Below are 22,794 nucleotides of genomic sequence, written 5' to 3'. Positions count from 1 at the left end.
ATCTACACACTGCATATCGTCGGCAGCGTCAGATGTGTATACGAGCCAGGGCCAGGGGGCCAGCATTGACTTCCTCAAGACCGAGCGCAACCGCCACCAATTTCTGCAATTTTGTCCTGAGCTGGTCATTGCCGACGAAGTCCATGGGGCAGCGGCAGCTCCAGGCAGAAGCCAGCAGGAACGCCATAGCCTGCTCAAAGCAGTGGCCCAAAAGCCCAGCCGCCACTTGATCCTGCTGACGGCCACCCCCCACAGTGGCATTCCAGAGGCCTTTCGCTCGCTGCTGGGGCTGTTGCGACCTGAGTTTGAGGGGTGGGATCTCCAGGCTCTCTCAGAAGAGCAACGTCTCCAGCTAGCCCGTCACTTTGTCCAGCGCACCCGGCGGGACATTAGGGAGACCTGGCAAGAGCTGACCTGTTTTCCAACCCGCGAAGCTGGAGATGCAACCTACACTCTTTCTGAGCGGCAGCGGGAGCTGTTTGAGCGCACCTATGCCTTTTGCTCAGAGTTGGTGCGGACAGGAGAACATCTGGAGCAGCGGCGGCGGCGAGTGCGCTACTGGGGTGCTTTGGCTCTCTTGCGCTGTGTGATGTCCAGTCCAGCAGCAGCCGTGGCCGCCTTGCGCCATCGCAGCGGCCTAACCCCGGAGGCAGAAGACGTTGAGGCGGAGTTGAGCCGCTGGGTGTTCGAGTCGGCAGAAGAGCGGGTTGACGATGAATGGTCAGCGCTAGCTCTAGAAGCTGGAGATAGCGACCGCCGCCGGCTACAAGCTCTGGCTCGGCTAGCTGAACACCTGCAGGGCCCCGAGCACGACACCAAGTTGGCGCGGGCCATTGAGTTGGTGAAGAGGTTGCTCGAAGAAGGCTTTCACCCCATCCTCTGGTGCCGCTACGTAGCCACAGCGGAGTACCTGGCCAGCCACCTGCGGCAACACCTGGGATCCGCCGCCCAAGTAGCCTGCGTAACCGGCAGGATGGGGGACGAGGAGCGCAAGGCCAAGATCGCCGAACTGGCCGTTGAGCAGCCCCGGGTACTGGTGGCCACCGACTGCCTTTCGGAAGGGATCAACCTGCAGGAAAAGTTTACCGCCGTCATCCACTACGACCTACCCTGGAACCCCAATCGGCTGGAGCAGCGGGAGGGGCGGGTGGATCGCTACGGCCAAAAAGCCGACCGGGTCAAGGTGATCCGCTTTTTTGGGCAGGACAACCCCATCGACGGCGTGGTGCTGAAGGTGTTGCTGGACAAGGCGCGGGAAATCCACCGCACCCTCGGCACCCCGGTGCCTGTCCCAGAAGCCAGCGAAAGCGTTACCCAGGCTGTGCTGGAAGCCCTCTTCCTGCGCCAAGGAGAGTGGTCAGCCGAGCGCCAGTTGGTGCTGGATCTGGACGGAGAAGTGCTCAAGTTTCACCAGCAGTGGGAGGAGCAGGCCCAGCGGGAAAAGCTCAACCGCACTCGCTTTGCCCAGCGGGCCCTCAAGCCTGAAGAAGTGCAGCGGGAGCTGGAGGCTGCAGATGCTGTCCTAGGGGATCCCGACGCCGTCCGCGAGTTTTTCTTGACTGCCGCCCAGCGCCTCAACCTGACGGTAACCCCCCAGAAGCAGCCTGGAGTTTACCAGGTGAGTGTGGGCGCCGAGGCCACCGCCACCCTGCCGGAAGCCCTTCGCCTGGCTCTACCCGCTTCCAAGAGCGGGCGCTGGCTCATTAGCTTTGACTCGCCTACACCGCCAGGGGCGGAGTATGTTGGCCGCAACCACCGCTTTGTGGCTGCCCTGGCCCATTTTTTGCTGGAGGAGGCCCTCAGCGCTGGGGAGAATCCCCTCATCTGCCGCTGTGGCGCTCTCCGCAGCCGGGCTGTAGCTGAGCTCACCACCCTCTTGCTGCTGCGGGTGCGCTACCTGCTGGAGCTATCCCAAAACCAGCCTCTTTTGGGGGAGGAGGTGTTGGTGCTGGGTGGGGTTGGCCTGGAAAGGGGGGAGGCCCAGTGGCTGGAGACAGCCACCGCTTGGCAACTGCTGGCCAAAGCCAAGCCGGATGCCAACCTGCCCTTGGCAGAAAAACAGGAGCTGGTCGAGCATCTCCTGGCTTGTCTTGGCCCCTGGCCGGAAACAGGGGAAAACTGGGGGACAGGGCACCCCCTGCAGCAGGCGGTGCGGGAGCGGATTGGCCAGCGGGCTAGTGAGCTGGAGGCTGCCCACAGGCGCATCCGTCAGGCGGTGTCGCTGCAGGTGCGGGGCCTGCAGGTAAAGCCGCAGTTTCCCCCGGATCTTCTGGGACTTCTGGTTCTCCAACCTTTGGTGGGCGGGCAGAAATGAGTGAGTGGGCTGGGGTACGCATCGAAGGGGGCCTGTTGGGGCCTGACATCCTGGAGAAACTTCTAGCCGGGGATCTGCCAGGACAAAAGCCAGAAGACTTTGGCCTAGCCAGCAAGCGCAGCCTCACCGAAGAGATAGCCATGGCGCTGGCCACTGCCCGCACCTACTGGGAGGCTTTCCAGGGGCGGTTGGCCCGTCTGCCCCAAGCGGATCTGGGCACTTCGGTTACGCGCGACGCCTGGGTTATCCCGTTCTTGAGCCTGCTGGGCTACGAGCTGCACTACAACCCACGGGCCCAGGAGGTTGACGGTGCTACCTTTGCCATCTCCCACCGGGCAGGGGAGGCGGAAGAGGCGCCGCCGGTGCACATTGTGGGCGTGCGGCAGGAGCTGGGGCGGCTGGCTCCAACGGGCCGACCTCGTCTAGCGCCCCATTCTCTATTGCAGGAGTATCTCAACCGCAGCGAGCACCTCTGGGGCATTGTCACCAACGGCGTGACCCTGCGCCTTTTGCGCGACTCCACCTATGTGCGTCGGCAGGCCTATGTGGAGTTTGACCTAAGGCAAATCCTAGAGGAGCAGCGGTTTAACGACTTTGCCCTTCTCTTTCGGCTGCTGCACCGCAGCCGGCTGCCCCAAGTTGCAGGGCAAGCGGCGGATTGTCTGTTGGAAAAGTACTACCAGCAGGCTCTGGAGCAGGGCGGCCGGGTACGGGAGCGACTGCGGGATGGGGTGGAAGCCTGCCTCAAGGGCCTGGCCAATGGGTTTCTCTCCCACCCCAAGAACTCCCAGTTGCGGGGTTGGCTGGCTTCTGGCGGGTCGGCAGCTTTGGAGTTCTACCGCCAGTTGCTGCGGCTAGTCTATCGCTTCTTGTTCCTGCTGGTCTCGGAGGAGCGGGGGCTTATCAGCGCCAGTCCTCTCTACCGGGATCACTACGGCGTGGGTCGGCTGCGGCAGCTTTTGGAGCGGCGGAGCGCCTTTACGGAACATGAGGATCTCTGGTGCAGCCTGCGAGTGCTCTGGCGGGTGCTCTCCCAAGAGGAGCTGGCCCAGCTTTTGGGAGCTGCCCCTCTCAATGGGGACCTCTTTGCCCCTCTGGATCTGGATAGCTGCAGCCTCAGCAACCGGGATCTGCTGCAGGCCTTCTGGCACTTGGCCTACTACCAGGAAAGCCCCACCTCTCCCCCTCGCCGGGTGAACTACGCTGCCCTGGACGTGGAGGAGCTGGGATCCGTCTACGAAAGTCTGCTGGACTACCAGCCCCAGGTTGTCACCTCCCAGGGGGTGCCTCGCTTTGAACTCGGCTACGGCTCTGAGCGCAAGAGCACGGGCTCTTACTACACCCCACCGGAGCTAGTGGCTGAACTGGTCCGCTCGGCGTTGGAGCCCGTCCTGGAAGCACAGCTAGAGGAAGCAAGAAAGATAGCTAGCAGGGAGTGGAGCTCGATCCCTCCAGCCCTTCGCCAGAGGCTTGCCCGCCAAGTCGCTGCAAGACTGGCAAAGCCCCCTGGAGGTCAACGGCAGGCAACTCCCTCGGAAGAAGAACTGGCCCTAGCCTGGCAGTCTACCCCCTTGAGTGACCGCCACATTCTTGCGGCTGAGCAGGCCCTGCTTTCCCTGCGCATTCTGGATCCTGCCTGTGGCTCGGGGCACTTCCTGCTGGCAGCGGCCCGGCGTTTGGGCAAGGAGCTGGCCAAGATTCGCAGCGGCGAAGAGGAACCTGCCCCAGAGCGGGTGCGGGAAGCCATCCGGGATGTTGTAGCCCATTGCCTCTATGGTGTGGACAAAAACCCCCTGGCGGTGGAGCTCTGTCGGGTGGCCCTGTGGCTAGAAGCCCACTGTGCCGGCAAGCCCCTTACCTTTTTGGATCACCGCATCAAGTGTGGCGACTCGCTGGTGGGGGTGCTGGATCCCAAGGTGTTGCAAGCAGGCATTCCCGATGAAGCCTTCACCCCGGTCAGCTCTGACTCCAGGGAGGCTGCCCAGTCCCTCAAGAGGCGCAATCGCAGCGAGCGCAAAGCTTTGCAAAGCGGGCAACTTTCCCTTCCCCTTGAACCTGAGGAGGCGCTGACCAAGCTAAGCCAGGAACGACAGGAGCTAGAAGCCATTCCAGATAACTCCCCGGAGGAGGTGAGCCGTAAGCAGCAGCTCTATAGCCGCTACTGCCAAGACCCGGAACACCAAAAGCTGGTGGAAGCCTGCCACCTCTGGACAGCGGCCTTTTTCCAGCCCTTGACCTCTGACTTCTCCAGAGCCATTACCACCCAAGCGGTGATTGACCGGCTGGAGGGTAGGGCCCATCCCCAAGCTCTAGCAACTGCCCAAGCCCTGGCCTCAGAGCAACGCTTCTTCCACTGGCCGCTGGAGTTTCCTGAGGTCTTTGAGCAGGGCGGCTTCGACGTCATTCTGGGCAACCCGCCGTGGGAGCGGATCAAGCTCCAGGAAGAGGAGTTTTTTGCCAGCCGCGATGCCCAGATTGCCAAAGCACCCAATGCTGATGCCCGCAAGCGCTTGATTAAGCAACTGCCTGAGGTCAACCCTGCTCTGTGGGCAGAGTATCAACACGCCCTGCATGCTGCCGAAAGCACTAGCCGCTTTTTGCGCAGCAGTGGAGCCTATCCGCTCACGGGTCGCGGCGACATCAACACCTATTCCGTTTTTGCCGAGAGGGTGCGCCTCCTGCTCAGCCCCCACGGACGGGCGGGCATCATCGTCCCCACGGGCATTGCCACCGACGACACCAACAAGCTTTTCTTTGCCGATGTGGTGGGAAAAGGGCAACTGGCAAGTCTGTTCGATTTTGAGAACCGCCAGCGACTCTTTCCGGCAGTGGATAGCCGCATGAAATTCTGCCTGCTCACCCTCACTGGCAGCCGTACCCAGACCGACGCCACCACCTTTACCTTCTTCGCCACCCGTGCCGACCACCTGCGCGACCCGCGTCGGCTCTTTAGCCTAACGCCTCAGGACATTGCCCGCATCAATCCCAACACCCGCACCCTGCCCGTCTTCCGCACTCGCCAGGATGCCGACCTGACCAGAGCTATCTACGAGCGCGTGCCGGTACTGGTGAACGAACGCGCGGGTGAAAACCCTTGGGACGTGCGCTTCATGGCGATGTTCCACATGTCCAACGACTCGCACCTCTTCCGCACCCGTGCAGAGCTGGAAAAGCAAGGTTACCGGCTGGTGGGGAATGTGTTTGTGCCCTCACCCCCTAGCCCCCTCTCCCACGCTGCGGGAGAGGGGGGAAGGATCGCAGCCCCCGACCTCTCTTCTCGCGCTGCGGGAGAAGGAGGGTACGAATTACCCAGGGCCAGCCGGGAACTGATTGCCAGGGCGCGGCAGTTGCGTCGCGAGGCGACGACCGCCGAAAGCCTGCTCTGGGAATTGTTGCGTGACCGTCGGCTGCTAGGCCGAAAATTCCGTCGTCAACACCCCATTGGACAATTCATCGCCGATTTCTTCTGTGACGATGCCCGCCTGATCATTGAGATAGATGGCGCCGTGCACCGTGAACCCACTCAGCAGGAACGCGACCGTTTGCGGGAGGAAATCCTGCGCGAACATGGCTTTGCCATGCTGCGCTTTACCAATGAGCAGATATTCGACCACACAGAACAAGTCCTGCGAGAGATTGCCGCCTTTGTTACTGCCCATTCCTACGAGCATCCTTCTCCCCTCTCCCAAAGCCTTGGGAGAGGGGCCGGGGGTGAGGGCTACCTCCCCCTCTACGAAGCCAAGATGATCTGGCACTACGACCACCGCTACGGCACCTATGAGGGCGTGAGCGACCGCTCCAGCACCCAACTGCCCACGCCTGATGAGCACCAGCACGCCGACCCGCACTTTGTTGTCCAGCCCTGGTACTGGGTGCGGGCGGAAGAAGTCGCAGCCCGCCTGGGCGAGTGGCAACGCGGCTGGCTGCTCGGCTTCCGCAATGTAACCAACGCCACCAACGAACGCAGCGCTGTTTTTGGATTGCTGCCAAAGGCGGGGGTAGGTAATAGCCTGCCCGTGTTGCTTCCATCGAACATATCTGCACCTTTCGTCGCAGGTTTGGTTGCGAATTTCTCAACATTGCCATTTGACTGGGTCGTTCGTCAAAAACTGGCAGGCGTTAACATGAACTTCTTTTACGTCGAGCAACTCCCCGTCCTGCCGCCCGAAGCCTACACCCCCGAAGATTTGCGCTTCATCGTCCCGCGCGTGCTGGAACTGGTCTACACCGCCTGGGATATGAAACCCTTCGCCGACGACGTATGGCGAGAGGCAGACGAAGGATTGCGGGCTGTGATTAGACCTCACCCCCCGACCCCCTCGCCCGCAGCACTGGGTGAGGGCTTCCCCTTCCCGCCGTTCACCTGGAACGAGGAACGCCGCGCCATCCTCCGCGCTGAACTGGATGCGTACTACGCCCAGCTCTACGGCCTCACCCGCAAGCAACTGCGCTACATCCTCGACCCGGCAGACCTCACCGAACGCGAACTGGAAGACATACTCGACCCGCGGGAAGAGGTGGCAGACCCGCTCGACCCGGCTGGCTACGCTACCCGCGCTGCTGCTAGCACCTTCCCCGGCGAAACCTTTCGCGTGCTGAAGGAGAAGGAGATACGTCAATACGGCGAATACCGCACGCGGCGGCTGGTGCTAGAGGCATGGGAGAAGCTGGCGCAACACTAATTTCATTATGCGTAAACAGGGGAGCTTCCCATGCGGACTAACGTTGTCTTGGATGACGAGCTGATCGAGTTGATCGAGCGGGCTCGCCAGCTAACCGGCCTCAAGACCAAGCGCGAGATAATTCACGAAGCGCTGCGCACCCTCATTCGGCTCTACGAGCAAGCCGAGATCCGCAACTTACGCGGCAAGTTGAAATGGGAGGGAGATCTGCACGAGCAACGCCTCTCCTCTCCCTAAGATCTCCCAGCCCAAGCCTCAGGGCGATCCTCTTGCAGTCGCTAGAACACCTGCTAGGCTTAACCTAGCCAAAATGGCTTTGGAGAGCCCCGATGGCCACCATTTTTGACCTGCACGAGAGGGTTCTAAAGGACTACGCCAATTTTGTCCGCTCCTTTTTTCTCATTGCCGACCCACGGGCACAGGCGTTTGTAGACCAAGCTCTGGAAGAAGGGATCCACCTCTGGCCAGAACCCCTCCTCCAGCTCAGCCCTAGTTATGTATCTGGTCCAACCGTTGACGAGTTGGCCGAGGCGGGGCGCATTGCCCAAGAAACAGCCCGCATTTTCCGCTTTGAGGATGGCAGACCCTTCCGCCTCTACCGCCACCAGGAGGAAGCTGTTGCCAAGGCCCTAGCAGGCAAGAGTTTTGTCGTTACCAGCGGCACCGGCTCTGGCAAAAGCCTTTGCTACTTCTTGCCCATCATTGACAACTGGATTCGCCAGGGGGGATCCCTGGGCCAGGTGACGGCCCTGGTGGTCTATCCCATGAACGCCCTGGTGAACTCCCAGTACCAGTCTTTACAAACTCTGCGCGAGCGCTACGAGCGCGCCTACCATCGCCCTTTTCCGCTGCGCTTTGCCAGATACACCGGGGAAACTTCGGAAAACGAACGAGACCAGCTACGGCGGGATCCACCTCAAATTCTGCTCACCAACTATGTGATGGCAGAACTCCTCCTGGTTCGTCCTGAAGATCAGCGGTTTTTGAATCCCGAGATGGGAGGGCTGCGCTTTCTGGTCTTTGACGAGCTGCACACCTACCGGGGTCGGCAAGGGGCGGATGTGGCCATGCTGGTTCGCCGCCTAAAAGGACGCTGTGGGGCCAAGAACTTGGTGCATATTGGCACCAGCGCCACCATGATCTCCCGACCAGAAGCCGACGCCCAGGAGCGCCGCCAGACTGTAGCCGCCTTTGCCAGCCGTTTTTTCGGCCATTGCTTTGAGCTGGAGGATGTTATTGAAGAAACCCTGGCCCCTTTGAGCGAAGGTGGCCCGCCTTCACCTGAAGAGCTCAAACCCGCCCTCGATCCCCCCTGGCCTACTGACCTAGCCAGCTTGCGCCGCCATCCCTTGATGCGCTGGTTGGAGTACGAGCTGGGCCTGGAGTTAAGTCCCGACGGCATCAAGCGCCGCGTGCCCAGGGAGCTTTCCGAGGTGGCCGCCCAACTGGCCCAACTGACCGGCACCGCTAGCGAAAACTGTGCGGCAACGCTGCGCCAGTTCCTTGCCCACGCCAGCAGCCTCAAAGACGACCGCAGCCGAGGAGTAGCCCTCAAGCTGCACCAGTTTATCTCCCAGGGCCGCACCCTCTACGCCACCCTGGAGAGTCGGGAAAAGCGGCAATTTTCCCTAGAAGGGCAGATGCAGGCGGGGGAGGGCAAGCTCTTTTTCCCCGTCAAGTTCTGCCGCCACTGTGGCCAGGACTACTACCACGTCCTCAGGTCCAAGGATCGGTTTCTCCCCTATCCCGTGGGAGAAGAGGTGGAGCAGGACGAAGACCAGCAAGCCGGTTACCTGAGCTTGGATCCTCTTGACAACGAGTGGTCGCTGGAGCAGATCCCCGAAGACTGGTACACCCCTGAGGGCAGACTCAGGCCCAACTGGGGAAAGCGCGTCCCCCAAGCGGTCTGGGTGCGCCCAGATGGATCCTTTGATGGATCCTTTTCCGAGTACCCCCAGGCGGAGGCGCAGAAGATGTGGTGGCAGCCCCACCCCTTTTCCCTGTGCCTGGCCTGCGGCGAGTACTACCGTGGCCGCGAGCGGGAGTTTGTCAAGCTGGCTTCCCTCTCTAGCGAAGGCCGCTCCAGCGCCACCACCATCCTTGCCACCTCCCTGCTGCGCCATGCCGAGCAAACCCAGGCCGCTTGCAGCAAGCTGCTGACTTTTACCGACAACCGCCAGGACGCCTCCCTGCAGGCCGGCCACTTCAACGATTTTGTGCATGTGGCCCTTCTGCGGGCCTCGCTCTATGCTGCCCTCCTCAAGAAAAAAGAGCTGGGCTTTGACGAGGTGGCCCAGGAAGTGGTGCGGGCTTCTGGCTTGGAGCTTGCTGACATCGCCCAAAACCCGGCTTTGGACCCTGCCTCGCCCAGTGCCGAGGAAGTGTGGCAGACCTTTAGCGAGCTAACCGAATACCGGCTCTATGAAGATCTGCGGCGCGGCTGGCGGGTTACCCACCCCAACTTGGAACAGGTGGGCCTGCTGAAAATCGAGTACCGCGGCCTTAGGGAGCTCTGCCAAAATTCAGCCCTGGCTTCCCTCCACCCCTGGTTTGCCCAAACTAGCCTTGAGGAGCAAGAGCAACTGCTGCGGGCTCTGTTGGATCGGTTTCGGCGCCAATTGGCCATCGATGTGCCCGTGCTCAAGGCAGAGCCCCAGAGAAGGTTGCGCCGGCGCGCCCAGCAATATCTCAATGAGTTTTGGGGCCTGGAAGAGCATGAGGAGTTGCGGACGGCTAGCTTCTTTGTGCGCCAGAACCCTTCCCGGGAAAACGGGCAAATGCTCAGCCTGGGCCCCCGCAGCGCCATTGGTCGCTTCCTCTGCAGGCGCCTTGATCTGAACCAAGAAGCCTACGACAGGTTCTTGGAGTCCCTGCTGTCTCTCCTGGTCAGCCAGGGCCTGCTGCGGTGCCACGTGGAAAATGACCAGGTAGCCTACCAGCTAGACGCCGGCTGTCTGCGTTGGTGTCTGGGGGATGGCCTGCCGCCGCCACCGGATCCTCTGTACTCCCGCCGCGCCCAGCAGGAGGGCTACACCTCCGTCCGCCGTCCCATCAACCCCTTCTTCCAGGAGCTCTACCGAGCCGGGGCAGCAGGGCTGGGATCCCTGGAGGCCAGAGAGCACACCGCCCAGGTGGTTCAGCCGGGGGAGCGGGAGCGGCGAGAGAGACGCTTCCGCAATGAGCCGGGGGAGCGCCGCCTTCCCTACCTCATCTGCTCGCCCACCCTAGAGCTGGGGGTCGACATTGCCGATCTGGATCTGGTGCACCTGCGCAACGTTCCCCCAACGCCAGCCAACTACGCCCAGCGCAGCGGTCGGGCCGGTCGCCAGGGGCAGCCGGGGCTCATCCTCAGCTACTGCGGCGCCTTCAACAGCCACGACCAGTACTACTTTCGCCGCCGGGCCGAAATGGTGGCTGGACGAGTGCGACCTCCCCGCCTGGACTTGGCCAATGAGTCGCTGCTGCGGGCCCACATCCACGCCGTCTGGCTAGCCCAGGTGCGCTTGCCCTTGGGCAACTCCATCGAAACGGTCATCAACTTGGATCGGCCAGAGCTGCCCCTGCGGGAAGAGGTAGTTGCCTCCATTCAGCTAGGGGAGGCGGCGCGCCAAGAGGTGGCGGAGCGGGTGGAAGCGCTCTTGGCTGCTGACCGGGAAGTGCTAGAGCGCAGCGGCTGGTTTAGCCGGCGCTGGATCCAGCAGGTTATTGAAGAGGCCCCCCGCGCCTTTGACCGCGCTTTTGACCGCTGGCGGGAGCTCTATCGGGCCGCCACGCAACAGCTAGAAGCCGCCAACCAGCAACTGCAGACGGCTCGCCGCCGGGAAGACCAGCAGGAAGCCAGGCGCCGCCAGCAGGAGGCTCTGCGCCAGCGGAACCTGCTGTTGCAAATCGATACCCAGCGGGAGGAAAGCGACTTCTACCCCTACCGCTACTTAGCCAGCGAGGGGTTCCTGCCCGGCTACAACTTCCCTGCCTTGCCCGTGCGCGCCTGGGTGCCCCGCGGCAGCGAAGGGGAGTTTATCGCCCGGCCCCGGTTTTTGGCCATTCGCGAGTTTGCCCCCCACAACTTCCTCTACCACGAGGGCTGCCAGTGGGAATCGGTGGCCTTTCAGGCTCCGCCCGGCGGCCTGGAGGAGCGCAAAAGCAGCCACAAGCTCTGCTTTAGCTGTGGGGCCTTTGGGGATCCCTCCTTGGATTGCTGCCCCGTCTGCGGTACCCGCTTCGATGGGCAAAATAGCCTTTTAACGCAGCTTCTGGAAATGCCTAATGTGCGCATGCGGCGCCGGGATCGCATTACTGCCGACGAAGAAGAGCGGCGGCGCCAGGGATACGAGCTGCAGACTTTCTTTCAGTTTGCTCCCGAAAGTTCGGGCTACCGCGTCCAGGAAGCCGACGTGCTAAGGGGCGAAACTCCCTTGCTGCAGTTGCGCTATGCCCCAGCCGCCACGCTACTGCGCATCAACTCCGGCTGGCGGGGCAGTGGGGGGCGAGGTTTCCTGGTCAACTTTGACAACGGCGAAGTCCCTTCTCGAGCTCAGCTGGAGGGCCATAGAGCCAGCTCGTCTAGCCAGATGTCCTTGCAGCCCATCCGCCTGGCAGTGCGCGCTACCCAAAACCTCTTGCTGGTGCGGCTGGTTCAGCCCAGCGGGGGGAATCTGCAGGCGCTAGAAACGACCCTGCGCTATGCCCTCAAGCGGGGCATCGAGGAGACCTTTGAGCTGGAGGAGACGGAGCTGGCGGCCGAGTCCATTGGCCAGGGATCCCATCGCGCCATCCTCCTCTACGAGACCGCCGAAGGGGGAGCTGGCGTCCTGCGGCGGCTGGTGGAAGAGCCCCACGCCCTTGCCGAGGTGGCCCAAGTGGCTCTGGAGATCTGCCACTTCCAGCTTTCGGAAGAGGGGATCCAAGATCGGCGACCGGAGTGCCGGGCAGCCTGCTACGAGTGCCTGCTCAGCTATGCCAACCAAAGGGAGGCGTTGGAACTCGACCGGTACAGGATTCGGGATCTCTTGGGGGCGCTAGCCAACAGCCGCACCGAGCTGCGCTCCCTGGGCCGCTCCCGCCAGGAGCACCTGGAGTGGCTGCGCCAGCTCATCGATCCCCGCTCGGAACTGGAGCGCCGCTTTCTGGAGACCCTCGCAGCAGGGGGTTATCGCCTTCCCGACGACGCTCAGAAAGCCATTGCCGATCCCCGCTGTGTTGTCGACTTCTTCTATGATCCCAACGTCTGCATCTTCTGTGATGGCGCTGTGCACGACCAGCTTCCCCAAGTGGAGCAGGATCACCAGATTCGAGCTCAGCTCCTGGGGCGGGGCTACCGGGTAATTGTCCTGCGCTACGACCAGGATCTGGGGGAGCAACTGGCTCGCTACCCCGAGGTGTTTGGCCAAGGCAACTAGTCTTGCTGGTGGGAAAACAGGTAGGCTCCCACCAGGGCCAGGATGGCCGCTAGGCCCGCTAGCACCACAACCGTGTACCAGGGGAACTGGGAGAGGGGCTGGTAGGCCGCCGCCCGCATGCCGATGCTGGCGTAGGAAAGGGGCAGGCAGTAGACCAAAACCTGCAGGTAGGTTGGCAACTGACTGGGATCGAAAAAGGTGGCCCCTAGGAAGGACATGGGTGTAATTAAAAAGTTGGTGAGCACGCCCACGCTCTCCAGGCTGGGCACCTTCAGGCCAGCAATGACCCCAATGCCGGCAAAGACGGCGCAATCCAAAAGCAGCACCAACAGCGCCAAGGGGTGAAGCAGGCCCCAGGCCCCTGTACCTAGCACCCCCACCGCCAAGACCCCCAAAGCCGTCAGCAAACCCCGGGCAATGCCGGCCAACACCTTGCCCAGGTGCAGCGCCAGCGGATGCACGGGCAAAAGCAGCAGCTCTTCAAAGCTTTTGGTAAATAGCCGCGCTCCACAGATGGAGAAGGTGGTGCCGGCAAAGCTAATGGTCATGGCAGAAAGCGCCACCATCCCTGGCAGAATGAAGCGCAGGTAGGAGCCGGCCGCCGTGGATCCCGCTACATCGGCCAGGGCTTCTGAGCGTAGGGATCCGCCCAGCCCCACCCCAAAGGCAACGATGTAGATGAGGGGGGCTACCAGCCCCGAGGCCACCACCTGCCAGACCCGCCCGCGCAGATCCAGCCAGTCGCGCCAGAAGATGGTTAAACTGTCTTCCCAGATTTGCCGATAGGGTAGGCTCAGGGCACGGCTGACCATAGGTTTTCCTTTCTATTTCTTGGTTTTCTGCCGCTACTGCCAACGGCTCGCTAATAGCCGTAGTAGTTGGAGCGGCGCGACCGCCACCAGGCCACCGGCAGCGCCAAGGCTTTGCCCAGGGTGGACACATAGGCGCGGGTGCGAAACACCTGGTAGTGGTTGCGCTCGATGGCGTTGAGAATCTGCCGGTAGAGCATCAACGAAGCCGCCACCGGCCAGCGGGAGTCCGGCTGCAGGGTGGGGATCCCCCGTTCCGCCTGGGCATAGAGCTCTCGAGCCCGCCGGATCTCGTAGTCCATGAGCGCCATCCAGCGCTCGTCGATGACGTGGTTAAACAGATCCCGCTCCGAGTAGTTGAAGCGGCGCAGATCTTCAAGGGGAATGTAGATCCGACCCCGACGGGCATCTTCCCCCACATCCCGCAAAATGTTGGTCAGTTGCATGGCAATCCCCAGGGCCACCGCCTCCTCGCGGCCATCCCGCCCCGGCACAAACCCCATGATCTCGGAGCACATCAGGCCCACTACCCCAGCCACGCGGTAGCAGTAGACCTGCAGCTCTTCCCAGGTGGCATAGCGCCGAATGTCCAGATCCATGCTCTGCCCCCGCAACATCTCGCGGAAGGGCTCAATGGAGAGGCGGTAGGTGCGGATGGTGTGGATAAGAGCCAGGTCAGTGGGGACTTGCGGCTCCCCCCCCTGGAACAGGGACTCCAGATGAGCTCCCCACTGCTCCAGCTTGCGGCGGGTGACTTCCACCTCTACTTGGCTGGCCTCTAGCCCATCCAACAGCTCGTCCGTTTGCCGCAGCCAAGCATAGATGGCCCAGATGGCCCGCCGTTTGGGTCGAGGCAGGAGTAGGGACCCCAAATAGAACGTCTTGGCGTGCTTAGCCGTGATCTGGCGGCAGAGGGCAAAGGACTGCTCAAGCGGACTCATTGGGCTCGTCTCCAGAGGCGCAGGGCCACATCTCAACACTATGGGAAGCTAGACCCCTGCCGGTGCCAAACGTGAGCAAGCAGCCGCTGGGGAGGGGATCCCTTTGTGGATAGCCTCAGCCGCCCACTTGCCGGAGAGGATGGCTCCCTCCATGCTGCCTAGGAAGGGCTGCAAGGTGTAGCTGCCGGCTAGGAAGAAGTTGGGAATGGGGGTAACTTGGGTGGGGCGGTACTGCTGCCGGCCTGGAGTAGCCTTGTAAACCGAGCGCGGGGTCTTCACCACCACCCATTTGCGCACCCGCGCCGGGTTGGGGCCAGTGAGATGCTGGGGAAAGAGTTTTTTCAGCTCCTCCAGGGTGGCGGCAAAGATCTCCTCGTCGCTGCGCTCGATCCATTCGGCAGCCGGGGCCAGCACCAGCTCCAGCATGGACCGGTGGGGATCGGCATAGGCGCGGCAGGTGTTGCTCATGTCGGCATACACGCTTAAGAGAGGCGAGCGGGAAAACAGGGAGTGGTCAATGTGAGTAATCTTGCGGTCAAACCAAATCTGCAGGCTGATCACCGGCACCCCTTCCAGCTCGCGCAGCTTTTGGAAAAAGGGGATCCCCCACCACTGAGCTGGCAGCAGCTCCTTGAGCGCATCCACCGAAAGGGCCGAGACGTAGGCATCGGCAGTTACCTGCAGGGATCCGGAAGGAGTGACGACGCGAAAGCCGGCCACGCTGCCGTCAGGGTTGAGGTCAATCGCCTGCAGCGCCGCGTTCAAGTGCACCTGGCCGCCGTGGGCTACGATATAGTCCACCATCGGCTGGCAGAGCCGCTCCGGCGGGGCACCGTCCAGGTAGGCAATTTTGGAGCCGTCTTTCTGGCGCAAAAAGCGGTTGAGGGCTGTCAGGGGCACCATGGCCGAGATCTCGTCCGGGTTGATGAACGCCAGCGCCTTGGAGACGGCGATGAAAATATCCGTGTTGACCCGCTCGTCAATGCCCTGCCGCCGCAGCCACTCCAGCAGAGTGTAGCGATCCATCTGCTCCACGTAGCGCTGGCCGCGCACCATGGCCGGCACCAACCCTAGGGCAAACCTCACCTTTTCGCTCCAGGTGAGCATGTCGTTGTTGCGCAGGATGGCCACAATGGCGTTGAAGGGGGCGGGAATGTCCGGCAGGTCAAAGCGGGAGTAGGTGCCCGGCTTGTCTGGCTGGTTGAAGATCAAGCTATGCTCCTTCCACTGCAGGCGATCCGAGATGCCCAGCTCCCGGAACAGTTGCAAGGTGTTGGGGTAGGCGCCGAAAAAGTTGTGCAGCCCCGTCTCGATCCAGTCGCCGTCGGCATCCTTCCAGGCGGCCACTAGCCCCCCCAGCACATCCCGCCGCTCAAAAAGCAGCGGCTGATGCCCAGCATCGCAGAGGTACTTGGCACAGGCCAGCCCTGCCAGCCCTCCCCCAGCAATGGCAACGCGCATGACGGTGACGCTCAAGCAACACTACCATTCTATTTGCAAACCGTTACAATTGCTGGCGGCTGCGAGAGCCCTGCTTTCCCGCCGGGATCCGATCCCTGGTAGGATACGGAAAAAATCCAGGGGGAGCGACAAAGATGGCCAAGCAAACATTGGGATCTCTTTTGTCATCTGGCTTTGATCTCAAAGGCAAGCGCGTACTGGTGCGAGTGGATTTCAACGTCCCTCTGGATCCTCAGGGCAACATCACTGACGACACTCGCATCCGCGCCTCCCTGCCCACCATCCAGGCCCTGGCCCAGGCAGGGGCCAAGGTCATCCTCACGAGTCACCTGGGCCGCCCCATCAAAAAAGACAAAGAGACCGGCGCTGTTCACATTACCCGCGAGGGCAACAGCCTAGCTCCTGTAGCCGTCCGCCTTGCCCAGCTTTTGGGCCAGCCGGTGGCCTTTGCCCCCGACTGCATTGGCCCTGAGGCCGAAGCGGTGGTGAACAACCTGGAAAACGGCCAGGTGGCCCTCTTGGAAAACGTTCGCTTTTACCCCGAAGAGGAAGCCAACGACCCAGAATTTGCCCGCAAGCTGGCCTCGCTGGCCGATCTATTCGTCAACGATGCCTTTGGCAGCGCCCACCGCGCCCATGCCTCTACTGCTGGCGTCACTGCCTACCTCCAGCCTGCTGTAGCTGGTTATCTCCTGGAAAAGGAGCTGCAGTTTCTTTCCGGCGCCATCGAGAATCCGCAGCGGCCCTTGGCGGCCATCATCGGCGGCTCCAAGGTCTCTACTAAGATTGGCGTCATCGAGCGGCTCTTGGAAAAAGTGGATAAGCTCCTTCTGGGTGGCGGCATGATTTTCACCTTCTACCAGGCCCAAGGGATTAAAACTGGCAAGTCTTTGGTGGAAACTGACAAGCTGGATCTAGCTCGCTCCCTGATGGAGAAAGCCAAAGCCCGGGGCGTCGAGCTGCTGCTGCCGGTGGATGTGGTGGTAGCCGATAAGTTTGACCCTGAAGCCAACGCCCAAACGGTTTCCATCCACGCCATCCCCGAAGACTGGATGGGCTTGGACATTGGCCCGGAATCGGTCAAAGCCTTCCAGGCTGCCCTACAGGGGTGCAAGACCGTAGTCTGGAACGGGCCGATGGGCGTCTTTGAATTTGACCGCTTTGCCGCAGGTACAGAAGCCATTGCCCGCACCCTGGCCGACCTCACCCAGGCCGGGGCCATCACCATCATTGGCGGCGGCGACTCGGTGGCGGCTGTGGAAAAAGCGGGCCTAGCGGACAAGATGACCCACATTTCCACGGGTGGCGGCGCCAGCCTGGAACTGCTTGAGGGCAAGGAGCTGCCTGGCATTGCTGCCCTCAGCGAAGCGTAGGTTCTGCGCAGCCCCTTAAAGGCAAAAAAGTGGGGGCTGGGCCCAGCCCCCTCCTTTGAAGATCGCTGCAGCGATGAGGACAGAGGATCCGGCTTAGTGCACCACCACCTTAACGTTGGCGTTGTTCAAGCCGGGACGCTTCACCTCAGCCAAGGTCTTGTTGATGGCGTACTTCTGGTTGATGGAGTTAATCAACTCGGTTTGGTTGTACTTCTTGGCCACGCCCCACAGATCGGCAATCAGGTCGTAGGAACCATCAGGGTTCTTGGACCAGCCCAGATCGTAGTCGCCCTCCAACTGGGCCACGATGTCAGCGCGAACACGCTGGCCATTGTAGCCACGCACCTCGGCGTTCAGCTTAACGGTGTAGCCAAGATCGCGCAGGGAGTTGATCAGGATTTGGCCGTCGGTGATTTTGGTGCGCAGAGTGCTAAAATGGGACATGGTGTTTCTCTCCTCCTTTGTGTAGGGGTTGGAACGTCAACAGAAACAACGGGCAACTTCTAGCGAAGGGTTGAGGCCATCTCTACCTATGCGGCAGTGATGTGGGCCTCAACCTTTTACTAGAACTCCAGCCGTTGATACTCGGCTACAGCAGCTGCTGCTGGCCGAGCCCGCTGCTGGGCCCATTCCCTCAACGCTACCACTTGCTCCGTCATGGTGCGAGATAGCGGTTGAGTTGCTTTCGTTGCTGCCAAAATGTCCAGCTGGGTAAACTCACGGTTTTGGGCGAACGCTTCGTACATGGCAGCAATCAAAACTTGTTCGATCTCCGCGCCGGAGAAGCCTTCGCAGGCAGCGGCTAGCTGGCGCAGGTCAAAGCGACTGATATCGCGCCGCCGCTTCTGCAGGTGGATCCGGAAGATTTCCATGCGCTCGTTGATGTTAGGCAGATCCACAAAGAAGATCTCGTCAAAACGGCCCTTGCGCAGGAACTCTCCAGGAAGGCGATCCACGCGGTTAGCAGTGGCAAGCACGAAAACCGGCGCGCGCTTCTCCTGCATCCAGGTGAGGAAGGAACCGAAAATGCGGCTGGAGGTGCCCCCATCGGAGTCGCTAGAGCCTGCTGCTCCTGCAAAGGCTTTATCCAGCTCGTCGATGAAGAGGATGGCTGGCGCCAGCGATTCAGCGGTGCGCAGGGCGCTGCGGAGGTTGGCCTCTGATTTCCCCACCATGGAGCCATCGTAAACGCGGCCCATGTCCAGGCGCAGCAGGGGCAAGCCCCAGAGACGGGCCGTAGTCTTGGCAATCAGGGACTTGCCGCAGCCAGGCACCCCCAGGATCAGCAAGCCCTTGGGGGCAGGTAGCCCGTAGGCGCGGGCTCGCTCGGTAAAAGCCTCGGAACGCTGCAGCAACCAGCGCTTTAACTCCTCGAGGCCGCCAACCGCGTCGATGGACTCGTCCTCTTCGATGAACTCAAGGATGCCATTGCGGCGGATGATTTGCTTTTTCTCGGAAAGGATGATGTCCACCTCCGCCTCGCTGAGGCGGCCATGCATCACCACCGCCTTGCGGTAAACTTTTTCCGCCTCGTCCTGCGTCAGCCCCAGGGCTGCCTTGACCAACTTTTCTCGGGTTTCGGGACTCAGGGATCCCCCGCGCGGAAGCTGCTCCAGCTGCCGGTTGAGGATGCGCTCTAGCGTGGCCATGTCGGGAAGGGGGAAGTCCACCACGCAGATATCCTTTTCCAGCTCAACTGGGATTACCTGCACCGGCGACATGAGGAGAAGCGTTTTGTGGGATCCCTTGAGGCTGGCGACAGCATCCCGCAGCCAGCGCTTGACCTCAGGGTTGTCCAGAAAGTCGTGCAGATCCTTGAAAACAAAGATGGCAGGATCCTTGTGCTCCATCACCCACTGGATAGCAGGCTGGGGAGACTGGGTGTTGTGCTGGGTTAGGCTGCGGGGGTTGCCGTATTCAACAATGCCGTGAGTAACCGTCCAGGTAAACAAGCGCCGCTGCGGCCTAAGAGTACGGGCAATCGCCGCCAGGGTTGCCTCCGCCCGCTCCTCCTCTGAGGTAACCAGGTAAAGCAGTGGGTATTGAGCTTGGATGAGGATGCTGAGCTCTTGCATGGAAAACACCAACTGCGCGGAGGGAAACTGGAAAAAGGCTGAGGCAAGTGGGCGCTAACTGGGAAGCGGCCTAGCAGGGCACCAGCGCGTCCTGGCGCTCTTCCCCTGAACCTGTGGCAGCCTCCCAATATCCTGGCTCCACCGCTTCCAGGATGGCTTCAGCGGCAGACTGTTGGCGGAGAGAGACCACCTCCCCGTTGCGAATGACAAACGGGTGACTGCACTCGGGACAGCGGTGAACTCGGTAGGTACTGCCCTGAACTCCCTCGATGATCTCTGGGTGGAGCAAGTAGAAGCTAAGCGCCTTTTCGGCCACCGCTGACATCGGCTCCCTCTCCACGGCAGCCCGGATCTTCAGCCTGCGGTGCAGTTCAGGCGAGAGATATAGCGTTACCTTTTGCTTGGCCTCTGGGCCTTCCCCAACCTCTGGCCGCTGACTCATGGCTAGCTGTTTTCTCGTTACGCGCCGGGCTTGCAAGCCATCATAGCCAGCCTGACGTCTTGACGGCAAAATCTTAACAATCTGTAACGATCTTCTTGGGGGCTTTCCTGGCTTGTGGAGATCCCCTGCTGGCAGAGTAGGCTGAGTTAGGAGATGCAGAAGTTCATTCCCCATGGAACGCCTCATTGCCACCTTCAGCAAAAGCTTCTTCACGTGGGGCCGTCGTTTCCTGGTGCAAGCCGGCGACGGTTTGGCCAGCCTGAAAGATACGGCCCTAGACAGCGGCAACCTGCTCCTCTGTAGGGCGCGCATTGCTTTGGCGGATGCCAGCTTCACCACTCTAAGGGCAATTCGCTCTCGCTTCGGCTCGACCCGCTAGCTACCCAGACCTTGCAGCCGATAGAGCTTGGCGTAGAGACCGTTGCGGGCCAGGAGCTCGGCATGGGATCCCTCTTCTTTCAGCTCCCCCCGCTGCAGCACCAGGATGCGATCCACATCGCGGATGGCGGAGAGACGGTGGGCGACGATGAGGGCAGTGCGATCCCGCAGCAGAGTTTGCAGAGCAGATTGGAGGAGGGCCTCGGTGCCCACATCCAGGCTGGCGGTAGCCTCATCCAAGACCAGGATCTTGGGATCCCGCCACATGACCCGCAGGAAGCTGATGAGCTGCTTCTGGCCGCTGGAAAGGTTACTGCCCCGCTCCCGCACAGGGGTGGCATAGCCCTGGGGCAGGCTACCGATGAACTCGTGCAGGTGAAGTTGGCGAGCAACCCGCTCTACCTCGGCCAGATCCCCTTGCTCGCCTAGGGTGATGTTTTGCTGGATATCCCCGGAAAACAGGAAGCCCTCCTGCAGGAGGACCCCTAGGTGACGGTGCAGCTCAGCCTGGGGCAGGTCGCGAATGTCCACCCCGTCGATGCGAATGCAGCCGCGGCTGACGTCGTAGAGGCGGCAAAGGAGGCGGATGATGGAGCTTTTGCCAGCGCCGGTGGGCCCCACGAGGGCTACCTTTTCGCCGGGGCGGATGGTGAAGCTGAGGTCTTTGAGCACCCACTCGCCAGGGTTGTAGGCAAACCAGACGTGCTCGAACTGCACCTCCCCTCTGGCAGTGGGGGGCAGGTGGCGCGGCTGGGCGGGATCCCGAAGGGCCACCGGCAGGCTGAGGATGTGGTCGATGCGTTCCACAGCGGTGAACCCTGACTGGAGGGCAGTGAACTTTTCTGCCAACTGGCGCAGCGGGTTAAAAAAGCGCTGGGAAAAGAGGATAAAGGCGTAGAGGCTGCCCAAGGTCAGGGGCTCCGTAAGCAGGGGCAGGGATCCTCTCCAGTTGCTCTTACTAGCGGCGATGACCTGCTGCCCGCCTACCCAGAGGAGAGCAGCCACTGCCAACCACGCAACCCACTCCAAAACGGCAGAAAGGGCAGCGTCGTAGAAGATGGTCTGATCCACCTCTTGGATATGGCGCCGATTGAGGGTTTGAAACATCTTGCTGTTGAGCCGCTCCCGGCAAAACAGTTGCACCACGGCAATGCCCAAGAGGTTTTCCTGGATCCAGGCGTTGAGCTTGGAGAGCTCTTCCCGGGCGCGAAAGTCGGCAAGGCGAAAGCGGCGCTGCAGCTCGAGGACCAAAGCGCTAATAGGCAGGACGAGGAGGATGAGCAGCAGGCCCAGATCCCAGCGCTGGCTGAGCATCACCGTGGCAACGACCAGCAGGGTAAACAGGTCGCTGACAATGCCAACCGCACCGGTGGAAAACACGTCCCCCAACGCTTCCACGTCGCTGGTGATGCGGGTAATCAGCTTGCCCACGGGGGTGCGGTCAAAAAACTGAGCCGGCAGGGCCAGAACGTGGGCAAAGAGATCGTTGCGGATGTCGCGGGTTATCAACTGCCCCAGCTTCTGGCTGGTATACCCTTCCAAGGCTTGAAAAACCCAGCGGACAAGCAGCGTGAGCAGCAACAGGCCCAAGTAGGGCCAGAGGCTGGCAAGGGGCCTACTATCCCCCTGGGCAAAGGCTTGGGCGATGGGGCCATCCAGAGCCCGCTGCAGGATCAAGGGCTGCACCGCATCCGCCAAGGCCAGGGGGGGCAGAAAGGCTAAGGCGGCCAACAACAGCTTCAGGTGCCGCCGGGCGTAGGGCCAGAGCAGCCGCAGCAGCCGCCAATCGCTTTGGGGATCCCTGGAGGAAGCGGCCTCGGAGGAAGAGGTAGCAAGGCTCACGGACTTCTACCCAAGAACGCTGATGACACCTCGTGGAGATTGGTGCGCGCCAGCAAGGAGCTGGGGCACAGCTAAACCCGACAATCCGCTAAGCCGTGGTTCAATGTCTCAGCCATGGGCGCAAATCCCATTGCCGCACCGCTGTCGCGAACGAAGACTAGAGGGAGGCTCCGTTCCCCAACTGGGCAGAGAACTGAGAAGGGATCATCTTGGTGCCCACACCGGCATCGGTCAGCAGCTCCAGGAGCAGGGAGTGAGGGGAGCCGCCATCCAGGATGTGGGCAGCGCGCACCCCTTGGGCCAAGGCGCGAATGCAGCACTGCACCTTGGGGATCATTCCCCCTCTGACCACCCCTGTCTGGATCAACTGGCGAGCCGTCTCGATATCCAGGAGCGTAATCAGGGAGCTGGGATCCTCAGGATCCCTGAGAATGCCTGGGGTATCGGTGAGGAGGATTAACTTCTCTGCCCCTAAAGAGGCTGCCAGCTCCCCGGCCACGGTGTCGGCGTTGATGTTGTAGGCTTGGCCGGTCTCGTCAGCGGCCACACTGGCAATGACCGGGATCTGGTTGCCCTCTAGCAGAGTGTGCAGCACCTGCGGGTTGACGCTGCTCACCTCCCCCACAAAGCCAATTTCCGCTCGACCCTGGGAGCGAGCTCTAATGAGGTTGCCATCCCGGCCACACAGCCCCACCGCCGATCCGCCAGCCAAGCTGATGAGCTGGACAATCTGTTTGTTGACTTTGCCCACCAGCACCATCTCCACCACCTCCATGGTGGCGGCATCGGTTACCCGTAGGCCGTCGACAAACTTGAAAGGGATGTCCAGCTTCTGGAGCCAACTGTTGATTTCCGGCCCCCCGCCATGCACCAGCACCGGCCGAATGCCGACACAGGCAAGAAAAACAATATCCCGCAGCACCTCAGCTCGGCGCTCCTGCTGCACCATGGCGGCGCCGCCGTATTTGATGACCATGATGCGCCCCTGGTACTGCTGGATGTAGGGCAGGGCTTCGAGGAGAATCTGCGCCCGTGTTAGGGGATCACAGGCCACAGCCTGAGAGCTGGTTGCTGCCGA

Annotated in this window: 14 protein-coding genes; 6 read left to right on the top strand and 8 right to left on the bottom strand. The window is 61.5% G+C overall.

Annotated elements, in window-relative coordinates:
- The 4 genes from NW814_RS06660 to NW814_RS06645 form a co-directional block, all read left to right on the top strand.
- The coding region (locus NW814_RS06660; RefSeq protein ID WP_414405668.1) for a helicase-related protein at positions 1–2,314 on the top strand (2,314 nt) is incomplete at its 5' end.
- On the top strand, positions 2,311–6,996 hold the full coding sequence (locus NW814_RS06655; RefSeq protein ID WP_414405667.1) for a DUF559 domain-containing protein: 4,686 nt from the start codon (positions 2,311–2,313) through the stop codon (positions 6,994–6,996). The genes NW814_RS06660 and NW814_RS06655, both read left to right, overlap by 4 nt.
- A gap of 30 nt (positions 6,997–7,026) precedes the next feature.
- A complete protein-coding gene (locus tag NW814_RS06650) occupies positions 7,027–7,233 on the top strand; it encodes a type II toxin-antitoxin system VapB family antitoxin (protein WP_011429230.1) in 207 nt (68 codons plus the stop codon).
- A gap of 92 nt (positions 7,234–7,325) precedes the next feature.
- A complete protein-coding gene (locus NW814_RS06645) occupies positions 7,326–12,395 on the top strand; it encodes a DEAD/DEAH box helicase (protein WP_414405666.1) in 5,070 nt (1,689 codons plus the stop codon).
- Here NW814_RS06645 and NW814_RS06640 read toward each other — a convergent pair.
- The 3 genes from NW814_RS06640 to pds are packed head-to-tail and all read right to left on the bottom strand — an operon-like array spanning position 12,392 to position 15,606.
- Complete coding sequence (locus NW814_RS06640) at positions 12,392–13,207, bottom strand: ABC transporter permease (RefSeq protein ID WP_414405665.1); 816 nt, start codon at positions 13,205–13,207, stop codon at positions 12,392–12,394. The genes NW814_RS06645 and NW814_RS06640 overlap by 4 nt on opposite strands.
- A 50-nt stretch (positions 13,208–13,257) precedes the next feature.
- The gene (locus NW814_RS06635) at positions 13,258–14,145 is read right to left on the bottom strand and encodes a phytoene synthase (protein WP_414405664.1); all 888 of its coding nucleotides are present in this window, start codon (positions 14,143–14,145) and stop codon (positions 13,258–13,260) included.
- Between the two features lie 48 nt (positions 14,146–14,193).
- Positions 14,194–15,606, bottom strand: a complete 1,413-nt coding sequence (gene pds / locus NW814_RS06630; RefSeq protein ID WP_414405670.1) for a 15-cis-phytoene desaturase — start codon at positions 15,604–15,606, stop codon at positions 14,194–14,196.
- Between the two features lie 134 nt (positions 15,607–15,740).
- Here pds and NW814_RS06625 point away from each other — a divergent pair, with 134 nt between their 5' ends.
- Positions 15,741–16,979: a phosphoglycerate kinase gene (locus tag NW814_RS06625; protein WP_414393861.1), complete on the top strand. Its 1,239-nt coding sequence runs from the start codon at positions 15,741–15,743 to the stop codon at positions 16,977–16,979.
- Positions 16,980–17,072: 93 nt separating this feature from the next.
- Here the strand turns inward: NW814_RS06625 and NW814_RS06620 are convergent, their stop codons facing one another.
- From NW814_RS06620 to NW814_RS06610, 3 genes are all read right to left on the bottom strand, one after another.
- On the bottom strand, positions 17,073–17,423 hold the full coding sequence (locus NW814_RS06620; protein ID WP_414360780.1) for a DUF1257 domain-containing protein: 351 nt from the start codon (positions 17,421–17,423) through the stop codon (positions 17,073–17,075).
- 119 nt (positions 17,424–17,542) lie between these two features.
- Entirely contained in the window at positions 17,543–19,054 is a 1,512-nt protein-coding gene (locus tag NW814_RS06615) for an AAA family ATPase (RefSeq protein WP_414405663.1), read from the bottom strand.
- Between the two features lie 70 nt (positions 19,055–19,124).
- A complete protein-coding gene (locus NW814_RS06610; protein ID WP_414393858.1) occupies positions 19,125–19,496 on the bottom strand; it encodes a hypothetical protein in 372 nt (123 codons plus the stop codon).
- A 172-nt stretch (positions 19,497–19,668) separates the two neighbouring features.
- Here NW814_RS06610 and NW814_RS06605 point away from each other — a divergent pair, with 172 nt between their 5' ends.
- Entirely contained in the window at positions 19,669–19,875 is a 207-nt protein-coding gene (locus NW814_RS06605; protein ID WP_414393856.1) for a hypothetical protein, read from the top strand.
- Here NW814_RS06605 and NW814_RS06600 read toward each other — a convergent pair.
- Both NW814_RS06600 and argB read right to left on the bottom strand, forming a co-directional pair.
- On the bottom strand, positions 19,872–21,716 hold the full coding sequence (locus NW814_RS06600; protein WP_414405662.1) for an ABC transporter ATP-binding protein: 1,845 nt from the start codon (positions 21,714–21,716) through the stop codon (positions 19,872–19,874). The genes NW814_RS06605 and NW814_RS06600 overlap by 4 nt on opposite strands.
- A 157-nt stretch (positions 21,717–21,873) precedes the next feature.
- The gene (gene argB, locus NW814_RS06595) at positions 21,874–22,770 is read right to left on the bottom strand and encodes an acetylglutamate kinase (RefSeq protein ID WP_099813268.1); all 897 of its coding nucleotides are present in this window, start codon (positions 22,768–22,770) and stop codon (positions 21,874–21,876) included.
- Positions 22,771–22,794: the final 24 nt, after the last annotated feature.

The sequence above is a fragment of the Synechococcus sp. R65.1 genome (assembly GCF_047461755.1).
Lineage (GTDB): Bacteria > Cyanobacteriota > Cyanobacteriia > Thermostichales > Thermostichaceae > Thermostichus.
Note: the sequence above shows the minus strand (reverse complement) of the source record. Positions and strands in the feature narration are given on the sequence as shown.

What these genes read in the sequence shown, in the direction of transcription:
- NW814_RS06655 (WP_414405667.1), top strand. Translation starts at nt 2,311, where the DNA reads ATGAGTGAGTGGGCTGGGGTACGCATCGAAGGGGGCCTGTTGGGGCCT.
- NW814_RS06650 (WP_011429230.1), top strand. Translation starts at nt 7,027, where the DNA reads ATGCGGACTAACGTTGTCTTGGATGACGAGCTGATCGAGTTGATCGAG.
- NW814_RS06645 (WP_414405666.1), top strand. Translation starts at nt 7,326, where the DNA reads ATGGCCACCATTTTTGACCTGCACGAGAGGGTTCTAAAGGACTACGCC.
- NW814_RS06640 (WP_414405665.1), bottom strand. Translation starts at nt 13,207, where the DNA reads ATGGTCAGCCGTGCCCTGAGCCTACCCTATCGGCAAATCTGGGAAGAC.
- NW814_RS06635 (WP_414405664.1), bottom strand. Translation starts at nt 14,145, where the DNA reads ATGAGTCCGCTTGAGCAGTCCTTTGCCCTCTGCCGCCAGATCACGGCT.
- pds (WP_414405670.1), bottom strand. Translation starts at nt 15,606, where the DNA reads ATGCGCGTTGCCATTGCTGGGGGAGGGCTGGCAGGGCTGGCCTGTGCC.
- NW814_RS06625 (WP_414393861.1), top strand. Translation starts at nt 15,741, where the DNA reads ATGGCCAAGCAAACATTGGGATCTCTTTTGTCATCTGGCTTTGATCTC.
- NW814_RS06620 (WP_414360780.1), bottom strand. Translation starts at nt 17,423, where the DNA reads ATGTCCCATTTTAGCACTCTGCGCACCAAAATCACCGACGGCCAAATC.
- NW814_RS06615 (WP_414405663.1), bottom strand. Translation starts at nt 19,054, where the DNA reads ATGCAAGAGCTCAGCATCCTCATCCAAGCTCAATACCCACTGCTTTAC.
- NW814_RS06610 (WP_414393858.1), bottom strand. Translation starts at nt 19,496, where the DNA reads ATGAGTCAGCGGCCAGAGGTTGGGGAAGGCCCAGAGGCCAAGCAAAAG.
- NW814_RS06605 (WP_414393856.1), top strand. Translation starts at nt 19,669, where the DNA reads ATGGAACGCCTCATTGCCACCTTCAGCAAAAGCTTCTTCACGTGGGGC.